This is a genomic window from Flavobacterium gyeonganense (assembly GCF_029625295.1).
Taxonomy (GTDB): domain Bacteria; phylum Bacteroidota; class Bacteroidia; order Flavobacteriales; family Flavobacteriaceae; genus Flavobacterium; species Flavobacterium gyeonganense.
This window is the reverse complement of the sequence record NZ_CP121112.1, coordinates 950937-966442: the sequence shown is the minus strand read 5'-3', so window position 1 is coordinate 966442 and position 15506 is coordinate 950937. Positions and strand designations below refer to the sequence as shown.

Here is a 15506-nt window from a genome sequence, read left to right as displayed (position 1 = left end):
TATAAATAATTTTTTAACCTAAAGAAAATCTTTAGTCTAAATGTCTTAAAGTCAAATGTCTAAAGTCAGCAACTGACTTTTAAATTTATGACTTTCTAACTTTTGACTTATATTAGATAATTCTTAATTGTTGTTTGATGCTTTTCATATCTGTTGAATGAACTAGCGCTGAGTGTGTCAAAGCTAATTTACGTTTTTTAGATTTTTTAGTCAGGATGTGACTTTTAAAAGCATGCTTTCTTTTAATCTTTCCAGAACCAGTAACTTTAAAACGTTTCTTGGCGCTAGATTTTGTTTTCATTTTAGGCATTTTTCCTAGTGTTTTAATTTATTCTTACTTACTTATGCTTTTGTTTCAAGTTTTATATTTCATGTTCAAAGTTGAATACTGAAACTGTAAACCGAGACTATTTCTTTTTCTTAGGAGCAATGAACATAATCATTCTCTTTCCTTCTAAAACAGGCATAGCTTCCACTTTACCATGCTCTTCTAAGTCAGTTGCCAAACGTAATAATAAAATTTGACCTTGATCTTTATAGATGATGGAACGTCCTTTGAAGAATACAAAAGCTTTTAATTTTGCACCTTCTTTAAGGAACTTTTCAGCATTCTTTCTTTTAAATTCGTAATCATGCTCATCAGTCTGAGGACCAAATCTAATTTCTTTTACGACAACCTGAGACGACTTAGCTTTTAAAACTTTATCACGTTTCTTTTGCTCGTAAACAAATTTCTTGTAATCCATGATTTTACAAACCGGCGGTTCTGCGTTTGGCGAAATCTCAACTAAATCCAATTCAAATTGATCTGCTAAACGTAAAGCCTCTGCTAGTTTAAAAACACCAGGCTCGATGTTTTCACCCACTAGTCTCACTTCTTGCACCCCACGAATGTTGTTATTTATTCTGTGTGCATCTTTTTTTTCTACTCGAGGTTGAAAACCTCTGTTACTTCTTATTGCTATGACTTTATAATTTAAGTTAAACTGTAAAAACTTTTAATGTTTTATTTATTTCTTCGTTTACAATTCTGATAAATTCCTCGATTGTAACTGTAATATTTCCTTTTCCTTCTTGTCCATGACGACGAATAGAAATCGTTCCGTTTTTCTCTTCTTCTTCACCAACAATCAGCATAAATGGTATTTTCTGCATTTCTGCATCTCTAATTTTCTTACCAATAGTCTCGCTTCGGTTATCAATTAGGGCGCGAATTTCGTGATTTTCTAGCAAATCTAAAACTTTTTTAGCATAATTTTCGTATTTCTCGCTCAAAGACAAGATAATAGCTTGTTCTGGCATTAGCCAAAGTGGGAAATTTCCTGCTGTGTGCTCAAGTAAAATTGCTATAAAACGTTCCATAGATCCAAAAGGAGCTCTGTGAATCATAACAGGGCGATGTAATTCATTATCAGCACCTTTGTAAGTTAATTCAAAACGTTCTGGTAAGTTGTAATCTACCTGAATTGTTCCTAATTGCCATTGTCTTCCCAAAGCATCTTTTACCATGAAATCTAGTTTCGGACCATAGAATGCTGCTTCACCATATTCTACAACAGTATTCAAACCTTTGTCTTTTGCTGCGTTGATGATTGCGTTTTCTGCCTTCTCCCAGTTTTCATCAGTTCCAATGTATTTTTCTCTGTCTTCCTGATCTCTCAACGAGATTTGAGCCGTAAAATTTTCAAAACCTAACGAACCAAATACATATAATACAAGGTCAATTACTTTTTTGAACTCTTCGTCCAATTGCTCAGGAGTACAAAAAATATGCGCATCATCCTGAGTAAACCCTCTAACGCGAGTTAAACCATGTAATTCTCCAGATTGCTCATATCTATAAACAGTTCCAAATTCAGCATAACGCTTAGGTAAATCTTTATATGACCAAGGTCTTACATTGTAAATCTCACAGTGGTGAGGACAGTTCATTGGTTTCAATAAAAATTCTTCACCTTCTGCTGGTGTATGAATAGGCTGGAAACTATCTGCTCCATATTTTGCATAGTGCCCAGAAGTAACGTAAAGTTCTTTTTGGCCAATATGAGGGCTTACAACTTGCTCGTATCCTGCTTTCTTCTGAGCTTTCTTTAAAAACTGCTCTAAACGATCTCTAAGCGCAGCGCCTTTTGGCAGCCATAAAGGCAAACCCTGACCCACTTTTTGTGAGAAAGCAAACAATTCAAGTTCTTTTCCTAATTTACGGTGATCACGACGTTTTGCTTCTTCAAGAAGTTCAAGATGTTCAGTTAAATCTTTTTGTTTAGGGAAAGAAGTTCCATAAACACGAGTCAGCTGTTTGTTTTTCTCGTCACCTCTCCAATAAGCACCCGCAACGCTCATTATTTTTACAGCTTTGATAATTCCTGTATTCGGAATATGTCCACCACGGCATAAATCAGTAAAAGTAGCGTGATCGCAGAATGTGATAGTTCCATCTTCAAGATTCGAAATCAGCTCAGTTTTGTAAACGTTGTCTTTGTATATTTCTAAAGCTTCAGCTTTAGATACAGGACGCATTTTGAAATCGTATTTCCCTCTTGAGATTTCAAGAATACGATCTTCGATCTTTTTAAAATCAGCCTCAGAAATTTTCTGATCTTCAAAATCCACGTCATAATAGAATCCATTAGCAATTGCAGGTCCCAGAGTTAATTTGATTCCAGGATAAAGCTCTTCAAGTGCTTGAGCCATTACGTGCGAAGTCGAGTGCCAGAAAGCCTTTTTGCCTTCGGCATCATTCCAAGTATATAATATAAGATTACCGTCGGTCGTTAATGGAGTCTCGGTTTCAATAGTTGTACCATTAAAAGATGCAGAAATCACATTTCTTGCAAAACCTTCGCTAATGTTTTTAGCGACCTCCATTGGAGTTACGCCCGAAGCGAACTCTCTAATTGACCCATCGGGTAAAGTAATCTTGATCATTGTTTATAATTTTGTGAATGCAAATATACATGATTACAAAAATACATACAATATATATGTATAAGTTTACTTTATTATGTGTAAGTATAGTTTTTGCTGTAGTATATATAATTGTATTATGTGTTCTTAACTAAAAACTGTTGGGTTTTACTTTTGTATACCTATTATAATATATAAGTAGAGTTTGTTGGGCTGAGAGGATTCGAAACCTTTGAATCTCTAATATGATATTATGTAGCTATTTCCCGCTATGCGCTTCAATCTTTTGTTCCGAACGCCGTCGCAAAAGGATTTTCGCTTCTATCGGGGCTATTAAATTAGTTTTCAAAACATAATTATAGTTCAGAAAAGAGATTCAAAAGCTAAAAAATGTATAAGAATGACAATTGAAAACGTGTTTAAATTATCAAAACGGCACACGATAAGGGAAAATTCTTACATTTTGTAAAAAAGTTTAAATTGTAACCAAGCTGTTATGAGTTAGTTAAGAAAAAGTTTTAAAAAAGATGGAAAAAATATAAAAAAAAGGGTTGTAAATGTAAATAAAGGTGGTACTTTTGCACCCGCAACAACGAAGTCGTTCACTGAAATACTGACAGGTAATAAGAATTAAAAGAGAAGAAATTTTCAAAAAAAAAGATTCAAAAAAGCTTGTGAGATTTGAAAATGCTTTTTACATTTGCACCCCGCAAAACAGGAAAAGTTCATTGAGAGATTGGGAGAAAAAAATGGAAAACGGAGACGAAAAAAAAGTTTCAATTTTTTTTAAATTTTTCTTGCAGGAAACAAAAAGAAGTTTTAGTTTTGCACCCGCTTTGAGAGACAAGCGGAAAGACAAAGAAATTACGTTCGTAGACATATTGAATTGACAGCCGTTTTAACAGAGATGTTAGAACAAAAGAATAAGAGTAATGGAATCGAGAGATTCGAAAAAGAACCGATAGATATTCGTCGCAATATAATATTTACAATATACGATGAAGAGTTTGATCCTGGCTCAGGATGAACGCTAGCGGCAGGCTTAACACATGCAAGTCGAGGGGTATCCCGCTTTCGGGCGGGAGAGACCGGCGCACGGGTGCGTAACGCGTATGCAATCTACCTTTTACAGGGGGATAGCCCAGAGAAATTTGGATTAATACCCCATAGTATAGTGAGTTGGCATCAACACACTATTAAAGTCACAACGGTAAAAGATGAGCATGCGTCCCATTAGCTAGATGGTAAGGTAACGGCTTACCATGGCTACGATGGGTAGGGGTCCTGAGAGGGAGATCCCCCACACTGGTACTGAGACACGGACCAGACTCCTACGGGAGGCAGCAGTGAGGAATATTGGACAATGGGCGCAAGCCTGATCCAGCCATGCCGCGTGCAGGATGACGGTCCTATGGATTGTAAACTGCTTTTATACGAGAAGAAACACTGATTCGTGAATCAGCTTGACGGTATCGTAAGAATAAGGATCGGCTAACTCCGTGCCAGCAGCCGCGGTAATACGGAGGATCCAAGCGTTATCCGGAATCATTGGGTTTAAAGGGTCCGTAGGCGGTTTAGTAAGTCAGTGGTGAAAGCCCATCGCTCAACGGTGGAACGGCCATTGATACTGCTGAACTTGAATTATTAGGAAGTAACTAGAATATGTAGTGTAGCGGTGAAATGCTTAGAGATTACATGGAATACCAATTGCGAAGGCAGGTTACTACTAATGGATTGACGCTGATGGACGAAAGCGTGGGTAGCGAACAGGATTAGATACCCTGGTAGTCCACGCCGTAAACGATGGATACTAGCTGTTGGGGGCAACTTCAGTGGCTAAGCGAAAGTGATAAGTATCCCACCTGGGGAGTACGAACGCAAGTTTGAAACTCAAAGGAATTGACGGGGGCCCGCACAAGCGGTGGAGCATGTGGTTTAATTCGATGATACGCGAGGAACCTTACCAAGGCTTAAATGCAGACTGACCGATTTGGAAACAGATCTTTCGCAAGACAGTTTACAAGGTGCTGCATGGTTGTCGTCAGCTCGTGCCGTGAGGTGTCAGGTTAAGTCCTATAACGAGCGCAACCCCTGTTGTTAGTTGCCAGCGAGTAGTGTCGGGAACTCTAACAAGACTGCCAGTGCAAACTGTGAGGAAGGTGGGGATGACGTCAAATCATCACGGCCCTTACGCCTTGGGCTACACACGTGCTACAATGGCCGGTACAGAGAGCAGCCACTGGGCGACCAGGAGCGAATCTATAAAGCCGGTCACAGTTCGGATCGGAGTCTGCAACTCGACTCCGTGAAGCTGGAATCGCTAGTAATCGGATATCAGCCATGATCCGGTGAATACGTTCCCGGGCCTTGTACACACCGCCCGTCAAGCCATGGAAGCTGGGGGTGCCTGAAGTCGGTGACCGCAAGGAGCTGCCTAGGGTAAAACTGGTAACTAGGGCTAAGTCGTAACAAGGTAGCCGTACCGGAAGGTGCGGCTGGAACACCTCCTTTCTAGAGCCTCATATGTTAGTGGAGACACACGTTGGGGATAAAAGATGATTATTTTGAAAGTTCTGAATCGTAAGGTTCAATTACTCTTGCTGTTAATTTAAAAAATAATGAAAATTAAGTAAAAACAGAGTCTCGTAGCTCAGCTGGTTAGAGTACTACACTGATAATGTAGGGGTCGGCAGTTCGAGTCTGCCCGGGACTACTATTTTAACTTAAAAAAGGAAATTTTAGAGGTTGAGTAACCGTTTTAAGTACTGTTAACTAAAAACTGTTAACTGACAACTAAAAAATGGGGGATTAGCTCAGCTGGCTAGAGCGCCTGCCTTGCACGCAGGAGGTCAACGGTTCGACTCCGTTATTCTCCACGAAATAATTGACAATTATCAATTGATAATTATTAATTGTTAAAGTTCATTGACATATTGAGATAAGAAAAATTTAAAAAGTAGAAAGCGTTTTTTGTTTTCTGTAGTAATACAAAAAAACAAAAGACAAAAAAAACGGTCATTCTTAAGTGAATGATTGGTACAATAAGCAAAATAAGGGCGTATGGGGGATGCCTAGGCTCTCAGAGGCGATGAAGGGCGTGATAAGCTGCGAAAAGCTGCGGGTATGGGCACACACCATTTGATCCGCAGATACCCGAATGGGGCAACCCACTATGTTGAAGACATAGTACACCGATAGGTGGGCAAACCCGCTGAACTGAAACATCTAAGTAGGCGGAGGAGAAGAAAACAAAAGTGATTCCGTAAGTAGTGGCGAGCGAACGCGGATTAGCCCAAACCAATTTTGTTACGGCATGATTGGGGTTGTAGGACCACGATATTTTATGTACACGGAACCGGAAGTTACTGGAAAGTGACGCCATAGAGGGTGATAGCCCCGTATGGGTAACAAGTATAATAGATAGTGGTATCCTGAGTAGGGCGGGGCACGTGAAACCCTGTCTGAATTTGGCGGGACCATCCGCTAAGGCTAAATACTCCTGAGAGACCGATAGTGAACCAGTACCGTGAGGGAAAGGTGAAAAGAACCGTGAATAACGGAGTGAAATAGATCCTGAAACCATACGCTTACAAGCGGTCGGAGCCCTTTTGTGGGGTGACGGCGTGCCTTTTGCATAATGAGCCTACGAGTTAACGTTGCTGGCAAGGTTAAGTGGTTAAGCCACGGATCCGTAGCGAAAGCGAGTCTGAATAGGGCGCTTTAGTCAGTAGTGTTAGACGCGAAACCGTGTGATCTACCCATGGGCAGGTTGAAGCTGTGGTAACACACAGTGGAGGACCGAACCGGTTGACGTTGAAAAGTCTTCGGATGACCTGTGGGTAGGGGTGAAAGGCCAATCAAACTCGGAAATAGCTCGTACTCCCCGAAATGCATTTAGGTGCAGCGCTGATAATAGTTATATAGAGGTAGAGCTACTGATTGGATGCGGGGGCTTCACCGCCTACCAATTCCTGACAAACTCCGAATGCTATATAATGTTTTACAGCAGTGAGGGCTTGGGTGCTAAGGTCCAAGTCCGAGAGGGAAAGAACCCAGACCATCAGCTAAGGTCCCCAAATATATGCTAAGTTGAAAGAACGAGGTTTGTCTGCCCAGACAGCTAGGATGTTGGCTTGGAAGCAGCCATTCATTTAAAGAGTGCGTAACAGCTCACTAGTCGAGCGGACGAGCATGGATAATAATCGGGCATAAGCATATTACCGAAGCTATGGATTTGCAGTTTACTGCAAGTGGTAGGGGAGCATTCCAGCAGGGTTGAAGGTGTATCGTAAGGTATGCTGGACTGGCTGGAAAAGAAAATGTAGGCATAAGTAACGATAATGCGGGCGAGAAACCCGCACACCGAAAAACTAAGGTTTCCACAGCTATGCTAATCAGCTGTGGGTTAGTCTGGTCCTAAGGCGAACCCGAAAGGGACAGTCGATGGCCAACGGGTTAATATTCCCGTACTACTAATTACTGTGATGGGGTGACGGAGTGATGAAAGCGCCGCGAACTGACGGAATAGTTCGTTAAAGTACCTAGCTATATTTCCTATAGGCAAATCCGTAGGGAATGGTGAAATACAATAGTACTCGGAGTCTTCGGACAAAGAGATAGTGCGCCTAAGGGCTTCCAAGAAAAACCTCTAAACTTCAGGTAATTAGTACCAGTACCGTAAACCGACACAGGTAGTTGAGGAGAGAATCCTAAGGTGCTCGAGAGATTCATGGCTAAGGAATTAGGCAAAATAGACCCGTAACTTCGGGAGAAGGGTCGCCAGCAGCAATGCTGGCCGCAGTGAAGAGGTCCAGGCGACTGTTTATCAAAAACACAGGGCTCTGCAAAATCGTAAGATGAAGTATAGGGCCTGACACCTGCCCGGTGCTGGAAGGTTAAGAGGAGATGTTATCTTCGGAGAAGCATTGAATTGAAGCCCCAGTAAACGGCGGCCGTAACTATAACGGTCCTAAGGTAGCGAAATTCCTTGTCGGGTAAGTTCCGACCTGCACGAATGGTGTAACGATCTGGACACTGTCTCAGCCATGAGCTCGGTGAAATTGTAGTAACGGTGAAGATGCCGTTTACCCGCAGTGGGACGAAAAGACCCTGTGCACCTTTACTATAGCTTAGTATTGACCTTGGATAAATGATGTGTAGGATAGGTTGGAGACTATGAAGTGGCGTCGCCAGGCGTTGTGGAGTCATTGTTGAAATACAACCCTTTGTTTATCTGAGGCCTAACCCCGTATTGCGGGGGACAGTGCTTGGTGGGTAGTTTGACTGGGGTGGTCGCCTCCAAAAGAGTAACGGAGGCTTCTAAAGGTTCCCTCAGTACGCTTGGTAACCGTGCGTAGAGTGCAATGGCATAAGGGAGCTTGACTGAGAGACATACAGGTCGATCAGGTACGAAAGTAGAGCATAGTGATCCGGTGGTTCCGCATGGAAGGGCCATCGCTCAAAGGATAAAAGGTACGCCGGGGATAACAGGCTGATCTCCCCCAAGAGCTCATATCGACGGGGGGGTTTGGCACCTCGATGTCGGCTCGTCACATCCTGGGGCTGGAGAAGGTCCCAAGGGTTGGGCTGTTCGCCCATTAAAGTGGCACGCGAGCTGGGTTCAGAACGTCGTGAGACAGTTCGGTCTCTATCTACTGTGGGCGTTAGAAATTTGAGTGGATCTGATTCTAGTACGAGAGGACCGAATTGGACTAACCTCTAGTGTATCTGTTGTCCCGCCAGGGGCACCGCAGAGTAGCTACGTTGGGAAGGGATAAGCGCTGAAAGCATATAAGCGCGAAACCCACCACAAGATGAGATTTCTTTTAAGGATCGTGGAAGATGACCACGTTGATAGGCTATAGATGTAAAGGCAGTAATGTCATAGTCGAGTAGTACTAATAATCCGTAAGCTTATGTACACCCTTTTCCCGAGCCGCAAGGCTCGGGAGAAACTTTCTAATACAAAAATACTTTTCTTTATCTCAGTATGTTAAGATATTGTTTTTAATTATCAGTTGTTAATTATCAATTGTCAATTAAAAAAGTTGCCAAAGCAACAAACGACCTTAAGGTGGTTATTGCGGCGGGGCTCACCTCTTCCCATTCCGAACAGAGAAGTTAAGCCCGCCTGCGCAGATGGTACTGCAGTTTTGTGGGAGAGTATGTCGTCGCCTTTCTTTTGAAAACCCTATTCTGAATAAGAATAGGGTTTTTTGTTTAAAATGAGGTACCTTAGCTCAGATGGTAGAGCAATGGACTGAAAATCCATGTGTCCCTGGTTCGATCCCTGGAGGTACCACAAAATGCTCGGATGGTGAAATTGGTAGACACGCTGGACTTAAAATCCAGTGGACAGCAATGTCCGTGCGGGTTCAAGTCCCGCTCTGAGTACAAAACCAAAAAAGCGCAATTACTATAATTAAGTAATTGCGCTTTTTTATTGGAGGAGATAACTGTTTTAAATATCAAAGTCTCTTGGTTATCCAGATCACGCGTTAGGGATGAAAGCGGCATTCTTTTGCTTTTTCAATTTAAAAGCAAAAGGTAAAACGTGCAGCACGTAGGGAAAAGTCATAATTCTTTTTACACTTCTGTTAAATTAAGGTCTACTTTGATTTTAAATATGAGTTTGGTCACCCTTTTTACTCTCGAATCTGTATTTTTGTTTTTTAATTTATTAGTTATGAAAAAAAGTTTTGTATTGTTAATGCTGTTGGTTATTTCAAACCTGACATCTCAACAACGTCCCAAGCTAGTTGTAGGAATTGTGATTGATCAAATGAAAATGGAATACTTATATCGATTTTCAGAAGATTTTTCTCCAAACGGATTTAAAAGATTGATGAATAATGGATATGTTTTTCAAAATATGCATTATAATTATGTACCGACTTATACAGCTCCTGGACATGCATCAATTTATACAGGAACTACGCCTGCAACGCATGGAATTGTAGGAAATGAGTGGTTTAGCAGAAGCTTAGGAAAGCAAATGTATTGTACGGATGACATTTCGGTAAAAACAGTTGGTGACGGAACTGCGGATGAAGGAGAAATGTCTCCAAAAAACCTACAAAGTACTACCATTACAGATGAAGTTAGAATGGCGACAAATTTTGAAGGAAAAGTGATTGGAATTAGCCTTAAAGACCGTGGCGCAATTTTGCCAGCAGGGCATTTTGCTAATTGGGCTTTTTGGTATAGTAAAACAGGATCTTTTATTTCAAGCACTTTTTATGGAAATAAGCTACCGGATTGGGTTTCAGAATTTAATAATGAAAAAAACTACCTGAAATACATTAATAAAGGTTGGGATTTGTATAAGCCAGTTTCAACGTATAATGAAAGTCTTTCTGACGATAATCCTTATGAAGGAAAATTATATGGCAGTTCAGCACCCATTTTTCCATATGATTTAAAAACTATGTATGAAAAAAATGATGCAGGGATATTAAGATCTACTCCTTTTGGAAATGATTTTTTAGCTGATTTTGCTAAAAAAGCCATTGAAAAGGAAGAGTTAGGAAAAGATAATATTACTGATTTTTTAACGCTGAGTTTTTCATCTACTGATTATGTTGGGCATCTGTTAGGACCACGTTCCATGGAGCTTCAGGATACTTATTTGAGATTAGACCAGACAATAGCCGATTTTTTAACTTATCTGGATAAAACAGTAGGAAAAAATAATTATCTGCTCTTTTTGACAGCTGACCATGCTGGTGCAGAAAATGTTATTTATTTGAAAGACCGGAAGTATGATGTCGATAATTATCCATCAAAAGATTTCAGAAAGAATTTACAGGATTTCTCAGTAAAAACATTTGGAGTAGATTTGCTTTTGAACTATTCTAATTTTAATATCTTTTTTAATAAATCGATTATTAAAGACAAGGGATTAGATTTAGTAAAGGTAAAACAAGCTTTTAAAGACTTTTTAATTTCGCTGCCACAGGTTAAAAAAGTGTATACAGAAGAAGAGATTTTGGCTAATTCAGGGAATGATTATTACTTAAATTTTGTAGCAAAAGGATATGACGTAGCACAGAATGGTGATATCGTTTTGATTGGTAAACCTGGAGTTATTGAATACTTGCCAACTGGTACATCACACGGAACGGCTTATACTTACGATACACATGTGCCGGCAATTTTTTATGGATGGCATATCAAAAAAGGAGAGTCTTATGATAAAAAGGCGATTACTGAGATTGCTCCAACGATTGCTCAAAAAATAAAAGTTACTTTTCCTAACGGTACAGAAGCAAAAGTAATGCAGGAGATACTGAATGAGAAGTAAATTTCTGAATTATATTTTAAACATGGTCTTTTGAGGTAGGGATTTTATACAAAAAAATGCTTTTCATTTTTGAAAAGCATTTTTTTAGTTTATTAGTAAGCACTATATAATAATAGCTATGCATTTGCTAGCTCCAATTCTTCATTGTAAGGAAGATTCCATGCTTCAGCAACTCCTTTATAAAGAATTTTTCCGTTAGCAATGTTTAATCCTTTTTTTAATTCTTCGTTTTCATTACAAGCTTTTTGCCATCCTTTGTTGGCTAATTGTACTGCATAAGGCAAAGTAGCATTAGTTAATGCTAAAGTGGATGTGTAAGGAACTGCACCAGGCATATTTGCTACACAATAGTGAACTATATCATCAATAATAAAAGTTGGATTTTCGTGAGTAGTAGGTGTGCAGGTTTCAATACAGCCTCCCTGATCTACAGCAACGTCAACTACAACAGTTCCCGGACGCATTAATTTAAGCATGTCTCTTGTAATTAAGTGTGGTGCTTTTGCTCCCGGAATTAAAACTGCTCCAACAATTAAATCGGCATCTTTAATTGCTTTTGTAATATTGTAATGATTTGACATTTCTGTATATACATTCGCAGGCATGATGTCATCAAGTTGACGCAAACGTGGTAAGCTTAAATCCATAATAGTTACCTGGGCGCCTAAGCCTGCAGCCATTTTTGCAGCCTGAGTTCCAACGATTCCGCCTCCTAAAACTAATACTTTTGCAGGTGGCACACCCGGAACACCTCCTAAAAGAATTCCTCTTCCTTTTAGTGGTTTTTCAAGGTATTTGGCACCTTGCTGAATCGCCATACGACCCGCAACTTCTGACATTGGTACTAATAAAGGCAAACTTCTGTCTGCTTTTTCAACGGTTTCATAAGCTAAACATACAGCTCCTTTTTCGAGCATGGCGTGAGTTAATTCTTCTGAAGATGCAAAATGGAAATAAGTAAAAAGCAATTGATCTTTTTTAATTAAGGGATATTCAGAAGCAATTGGTTCTTTAACTTTTATAATCATTTCCGCAATAGCATAAACGCCTTCGATTGTTGGTAAAACAACTGCGCCCGCATTTACATATTCTTCATCGCTGAAACCACTTCCTAAACCTGCAGTGGACTGAACATAAACTGTGTGTCCGTGTTTTTTCATTTCAGAAACACCGGCAGGAGTTAAAGCTACACGGTTTTCATTATTTTTAATTTCTTTTGGAACACCTATTATCATTTTTGTTATATTTTATGTTTTCTATTGAGTTTATGTTACAAATTTATCAATAGAGAATATATTATTGGTAGTTAGGTTTTAAATAAGAAAATATTATTTTATTTCATATTTTTACAGTAAAATATTCTGTTTAAATTCTTTTTTGTTTCTTCAAAAAGAAAAAATGACTGATTTTAATTAAATAGACTAAACCTTTTTATTATGGCTCTGGATGAAATTGATAAGAAAATCTTACGTCTTTTACAGGAAAATGCTCATTATACGTTAAAAGACATTGCAAATAAAATAAATTTGTCATTAACACCTGTTCATGATAGAGTTAAACGTCTTGAAAAAGAAGGTGTTATAGAGAAATATGTTTCGATTTTAAATAAAAAAAAACTAGGTAATAATCTAACTGTTTATTGTCAGGTAACCTTAACAAAACAGACATATGATACCTCTGAAGGTTTTAACCAGTCAATTTTAAATATGCCTGAAGTTGTAGAATGCAATTATGTTTCAGGAAATTTTGATTATATGCTTAAGATTATCATTCCAGATATGGAAAGCTACCATCATTTTCATCAAAAGAAATTATCAGTTTTACCGGAGGTTTCCTTGATTAATACTGTATTTGTAATTTCAGAAGTAAAAAGCACAACGGTTTTGCCTATTTAGGTGCAAAAAAAGCCACCTTGAATTTAAGATGGCTTTAAAGTATTTAATTTTGAGTTTGAAAACTTTAAAATGAAATTTTTTAAATGATAATTCTAAAGATTTCTCCGTTTTTATTGATCATTTCAATTCGGACACTTTGACCTTCATCTTTTTTATTTAAAAGCTTAGAAACTGTTTCAACATTGGTTGCCTTAATATTATCAATACTTAAAATAATATTGCCTTGCAATTCGTTTTGATACTGCATCAAATTTTCATTTGTAATGTTTTTGATTTTTACACCATAATCAATTTTGAATTTCTTTTTGTCGACAGTGTCAATGTTTTCCAACTCTATACCTTTAAATTCTGTGCTGAAAAATTCATTTTTACTTAGTGTTACTGAGGCTGTTTTGGATTTTCCTTCTCTTATATAAGTTACCTGTACAACATCGTTAGGTCTTTTGGTATTAATGTATCCTGAAAGATCTGCAAATGTCGAAATATTCTGATTGTCTAATTTAACAATAATGTCACCTTTTGTAAGACCAGCCTTTTGAGCTCCTGATTTAGGGGTAACTTTATTGATGTAGAAACCCTGTGTTTCAGAAATACCTAATTCTTTTGAAGCATTACTGTTTAATTCGCCACCTTCAACTCCTAAAATTCCTCTTTGTACATTTCCGAATTCCATTATATCTTCTACAATTTTTCGTGCATTGTTTGATGGAACTGCAAAAGAATATCCAACGTAAGATCCTGTCATTGAAGTAATCATAGTATTAATTCCGATTAATTCTCCACGCGTATTTACCAATGCTCCACCACTGTTACCGGGGTTTACGGCGGCATCGGTCTGAATAAAGGACTGGATTCCGCTGTTGTCTAAATTTCTGGCTTTCGCCGAAACAATTCCGGCTGTAACAGTAGAAGTCAAGTTATAAGGATTACCAACGGCCAAAACCCACTCCCCAACTTTTACGCTATCAGAATTAGCAAAAGCAGTATATGGTAATTTTTCCCCGGCATCAATTTTCAATAAAGCAATATCCATCTTAGAATCTGTTCCAATTAATTTTGCTTTATATGACTTTTTATTGTTTAATGTAATTTCAATTTCGGTTGCATCCTTAATAACGTGATTATTGGTTACGATATAACCATCCTCAGAAATAATAACTCCTGAACCAGTTCCAACCTGTTCTTGTTGTTGCTGTCCTCCATAACCGTAGAAAAATTCCAGCATAGGATTACTAACAGTTCTTCGGGAAACATTTTTAACGTGAACAACCGTGTGAATTGTTTTGTCAGCAGCTTCAGTAAAATCTACTGTCTCAGCAGCAAGACCAACATTTCTGCCAAAAGAATTCGGGGCAAGAGTAACAATAGGATTTTCTCTTCCCAATAAAGAATTGCTGCCGTCAAATAATAATTTGTAAGCACCAAGAGTAGTGGCACCACTTAATAAAGACACTAAAAATAAGCTTGAAAATCTTTTCATAATTAGGATTTATGTTTAAGTTACTACTGTAAAATTAAAGCAAAAAAATATTTTGGAAAACGGTTTAACGCTCTTTAACATTGATTAACATTTCATTAATTAATAGTTCGTACTTTTGTACTTCTAACAACTAAAAAATGCAAATAGAATTTTATAAATATCAGGGTACAGGAAATGATTTTGTAATGATTGATAACCGTTCAGATTTTTTTCCGAAAGAGGATGTAAAACTTGTTGAACGCTTATGTGACAGACGTTTCGGAATTGGAGCTGACGGACTTATTTTACTCGAAAATGACGTTGAAACCGATTTCAAAATGGTGTATTATAATTCAGATGGAAACGAAAGTTCAATGTGTGGAAACGGAGGTCGTTGTCTTGTAGCATTTGCCAATCAATTAGGTGTTATTCAGGATAAAACTACTTTTATCGCTACAGATGGATTACACCATGCAACTGTTAATAAAGAATCAATTGTTTCCTTACAGATGATTGATGTTGATGAAGTTCAAAAGAAAGATTCGTATATTTTTTTAAACACAGGTTCGCCTCATCATGTACAAATTGTAGATGATTTAGAGCGTTATAATGTAAAAGAAAATGGTGCAGCAATTCGTTATGGAGAGTTGTACGGGCAAAAAGGAAGCAACATCAATTTTGTCAAAAAAATAAATGATTCTGAGTTTTCACTTCGTACTTATGAAAGAGGTGTGGAGGATGAAACTTTAGCCTGCGGAACAGGTGCAACAGCTGTTGCAATTGCCATGAATGCAACCGGACAAACTGATAAAACTTCAATTGATATAAATGTTGAAGGAGGAAAATTAGCCGTTTCCTTTGATAAATTAGGAGAACATTTTACGAATGTTTTTTTAATAGGTCCAGCAAAGTTTGTTTTTAAAGGAACAATTGAAATTTAATT

General features: G+C 38.3%; 8 protein-coding genes, 4 tRNA genes and 3 rRNA genes. 10 read left to right on the top strand and 5 right to left on the bottom strand.

What is annotated here, in order from left to right; all coding sequences use genetic code 11:
- Nucleotides 1-112: 112 nt before the first annotated feature.
- The 3 genes from rpmI to thrS all read right to left on the bottom strand — a co-directional run bounded on the left by rpmI (nt 113) and on the right by thrS (nt 2928).
- Nucleotides 113-310 carry a 50S ribosomal protein L35 gene (gene rpmI / locus P5P89_RS04045; protein WP_007810722.1) on the bottom strand — a complete coding sequence of 66 codons (198 nt, stop codon included), beginning with the start codon at nt 308-310 and terminating at the stop codon, nt 113-115.
- A 97-nt stretch (nt 311-407) separates the two neighbouring features.
- Nucleotides 408-905: a translation initiation factor IF-3 gene (gene infC / locus P5P89_RS04040; RefSeq protein WP_219634108.1), complete on the bottom strand. Its 498-nt coding sequence runs from the start codon at nt 903-905 to the stop codon at nt 408-410.
- A 76-nt stretch (nt 906-981) separates the two neighbouring features.
- The gene (thrS, locus tag P5P89_RS04035) at nt 982-2928 is read right to left on the bottom strand and encodes a threonine--tRNA ligase (protein WP_278010847.1); all 1947 of its coding nucleotides are present in this window, start codon (nt 2926-2928) and stop codon (nt 982-984) included.
- Nucleotides 2929-3902: 974 nt separating this feature from the next.
- On the opposite strand from thrS, the gene P5P89_RS04030 reads away from it, so the two are divergent.
- The 8 genes from P5P89_RS04030 to pafA all read left to right on the top strand — a co-directional run bounded on the left by P5P89_RS04030 (nt 3903) and on the right by pafA (nt 11209).
- Nucleotides 3903-5418, top strand: a 16S ribosomal RNA gene (locus P5P89_RS04030).
- A 128-nt stretch (nt 5419-5546) separates the two neighbouring features.
- Nucleotides 5547-5620 (top strand) — tRNA-Ile (locus P5P89_RS04025).
- A gap of 89 nt (nt 5621-5709) precedes the next feature.
- Nucleotides 5710-5783, top strand: a tRNA-Ala gene (locus tag P5P89_RS04020).
- Nucleotides 5784-5946: 163 nt separating this feature from the next.
- Nucleotides 5947-8828: ribosomal RNA gene (locus P5P89_RS04015) — 23S ribosomal RNA — on the top strand.
- A 148-nt stretch (nt 8829-8976) separates the two neighbouring features.
- A 5S ribosomal RNA gene (gene rrf / locus P5P89_RS04010) occupies nt 8977-9086 on the top strand.
- Together the 16S, 23S and 5S rRNA genes with 4 tRNA genes alongside form the textbook arrangement of a ribosomal RNA operon.
- A 49-nt stretch (nt 9087-9135) precedes the next feature.
- Nucleotides 9136-9208: transfer RNA gene (locus P5P89_RS04005), tRNA-Phe, on the top strand.
- A gap of 6 nt (nt 9209-9214) precedes the next feature.
- A tRNA-Leu gene (locus P5P89_RS04000) sits at nt 9215-9300 on the top strand.
- A 292-nt stretch (nt 9301-9592) separates the two neighbouring features.
- Nucleotides 9593-11209 carry an alkaline phosphatase PafA gene (pafA, locus tag P5P89_RS03995; protein ID WP_278010846.1) on the top strand — a complete coding sequence of 539 codons (1617 nt, stop codon included), beginning with the start codon at nt 9593-9595 and terminating at the stop codon, nt 11207-11209.
- 116 nt (nt 11210-11325) lie between these two features.
- On the opposite strand, the gene ald is transcribed toward pafA, so the two are convergent.
- Nucleotides 11326-12444 (bottom strand): alanine dehydrogenase, encoded by a 1119-nt coding sequence (gene ald / locus P5P89_RS03990; RefSeq protein WP_278010845.1) that lies wholly within the window; start codon nt 12442-12444, stop codon nt 11326-11328.
- A 201-nt stretch (nt 12445-12645) separates the two neighbouring features.
- On the opposite strand from ald, the gene P5P89_RS03985 reads away from it, so the two are divergent.
- On the top strand, nt 12646-13104 hold the full coding sequence (locus P5P89_RS03985; RefSeq protein WP_163394545.1) for an Lrp/AsnC family transcriptional regulator: 459 nt from the start codon (nt 12646-12648) through the stop codon (nt 13102-13104).
- A 79-nt stretch (nt 13105-13183) separates the two neighbouring features.
- On the opposite strand, the gene P5P89_RS03980 is transcribed toward P5P89_RS03985, so the two are convergent.
- Nucleotides 13184-14584, bottom strand: coding sequence for a trypsin-like peptidase domain-containing protein (locus P5P89_RS03980; protein WP_278010844.1), 1401 nt, complete (start codon nt 14582-14584; stop codon nt 13184-13186).
- Nucleotides 14585-14721: 137 nt separating this feature from the next.
- Here P5P89_RS03980 and dapF point away from each other — a divergent pair, with 137 nt between their 5' ends.
- Nucleotides 14722-15504 (top strand): diaminopimelate epimerase, encoded by a 783-nt coding sequence (dapF, locus tag P5P89_RS03975; protein ID WP_278010843.1) that lies wholly within the window; start codon nt 14722-14724, stop codon nt 15502-15504.
- Nucleotides 15505-15506 lie beyond the last annotated feature (2 nt).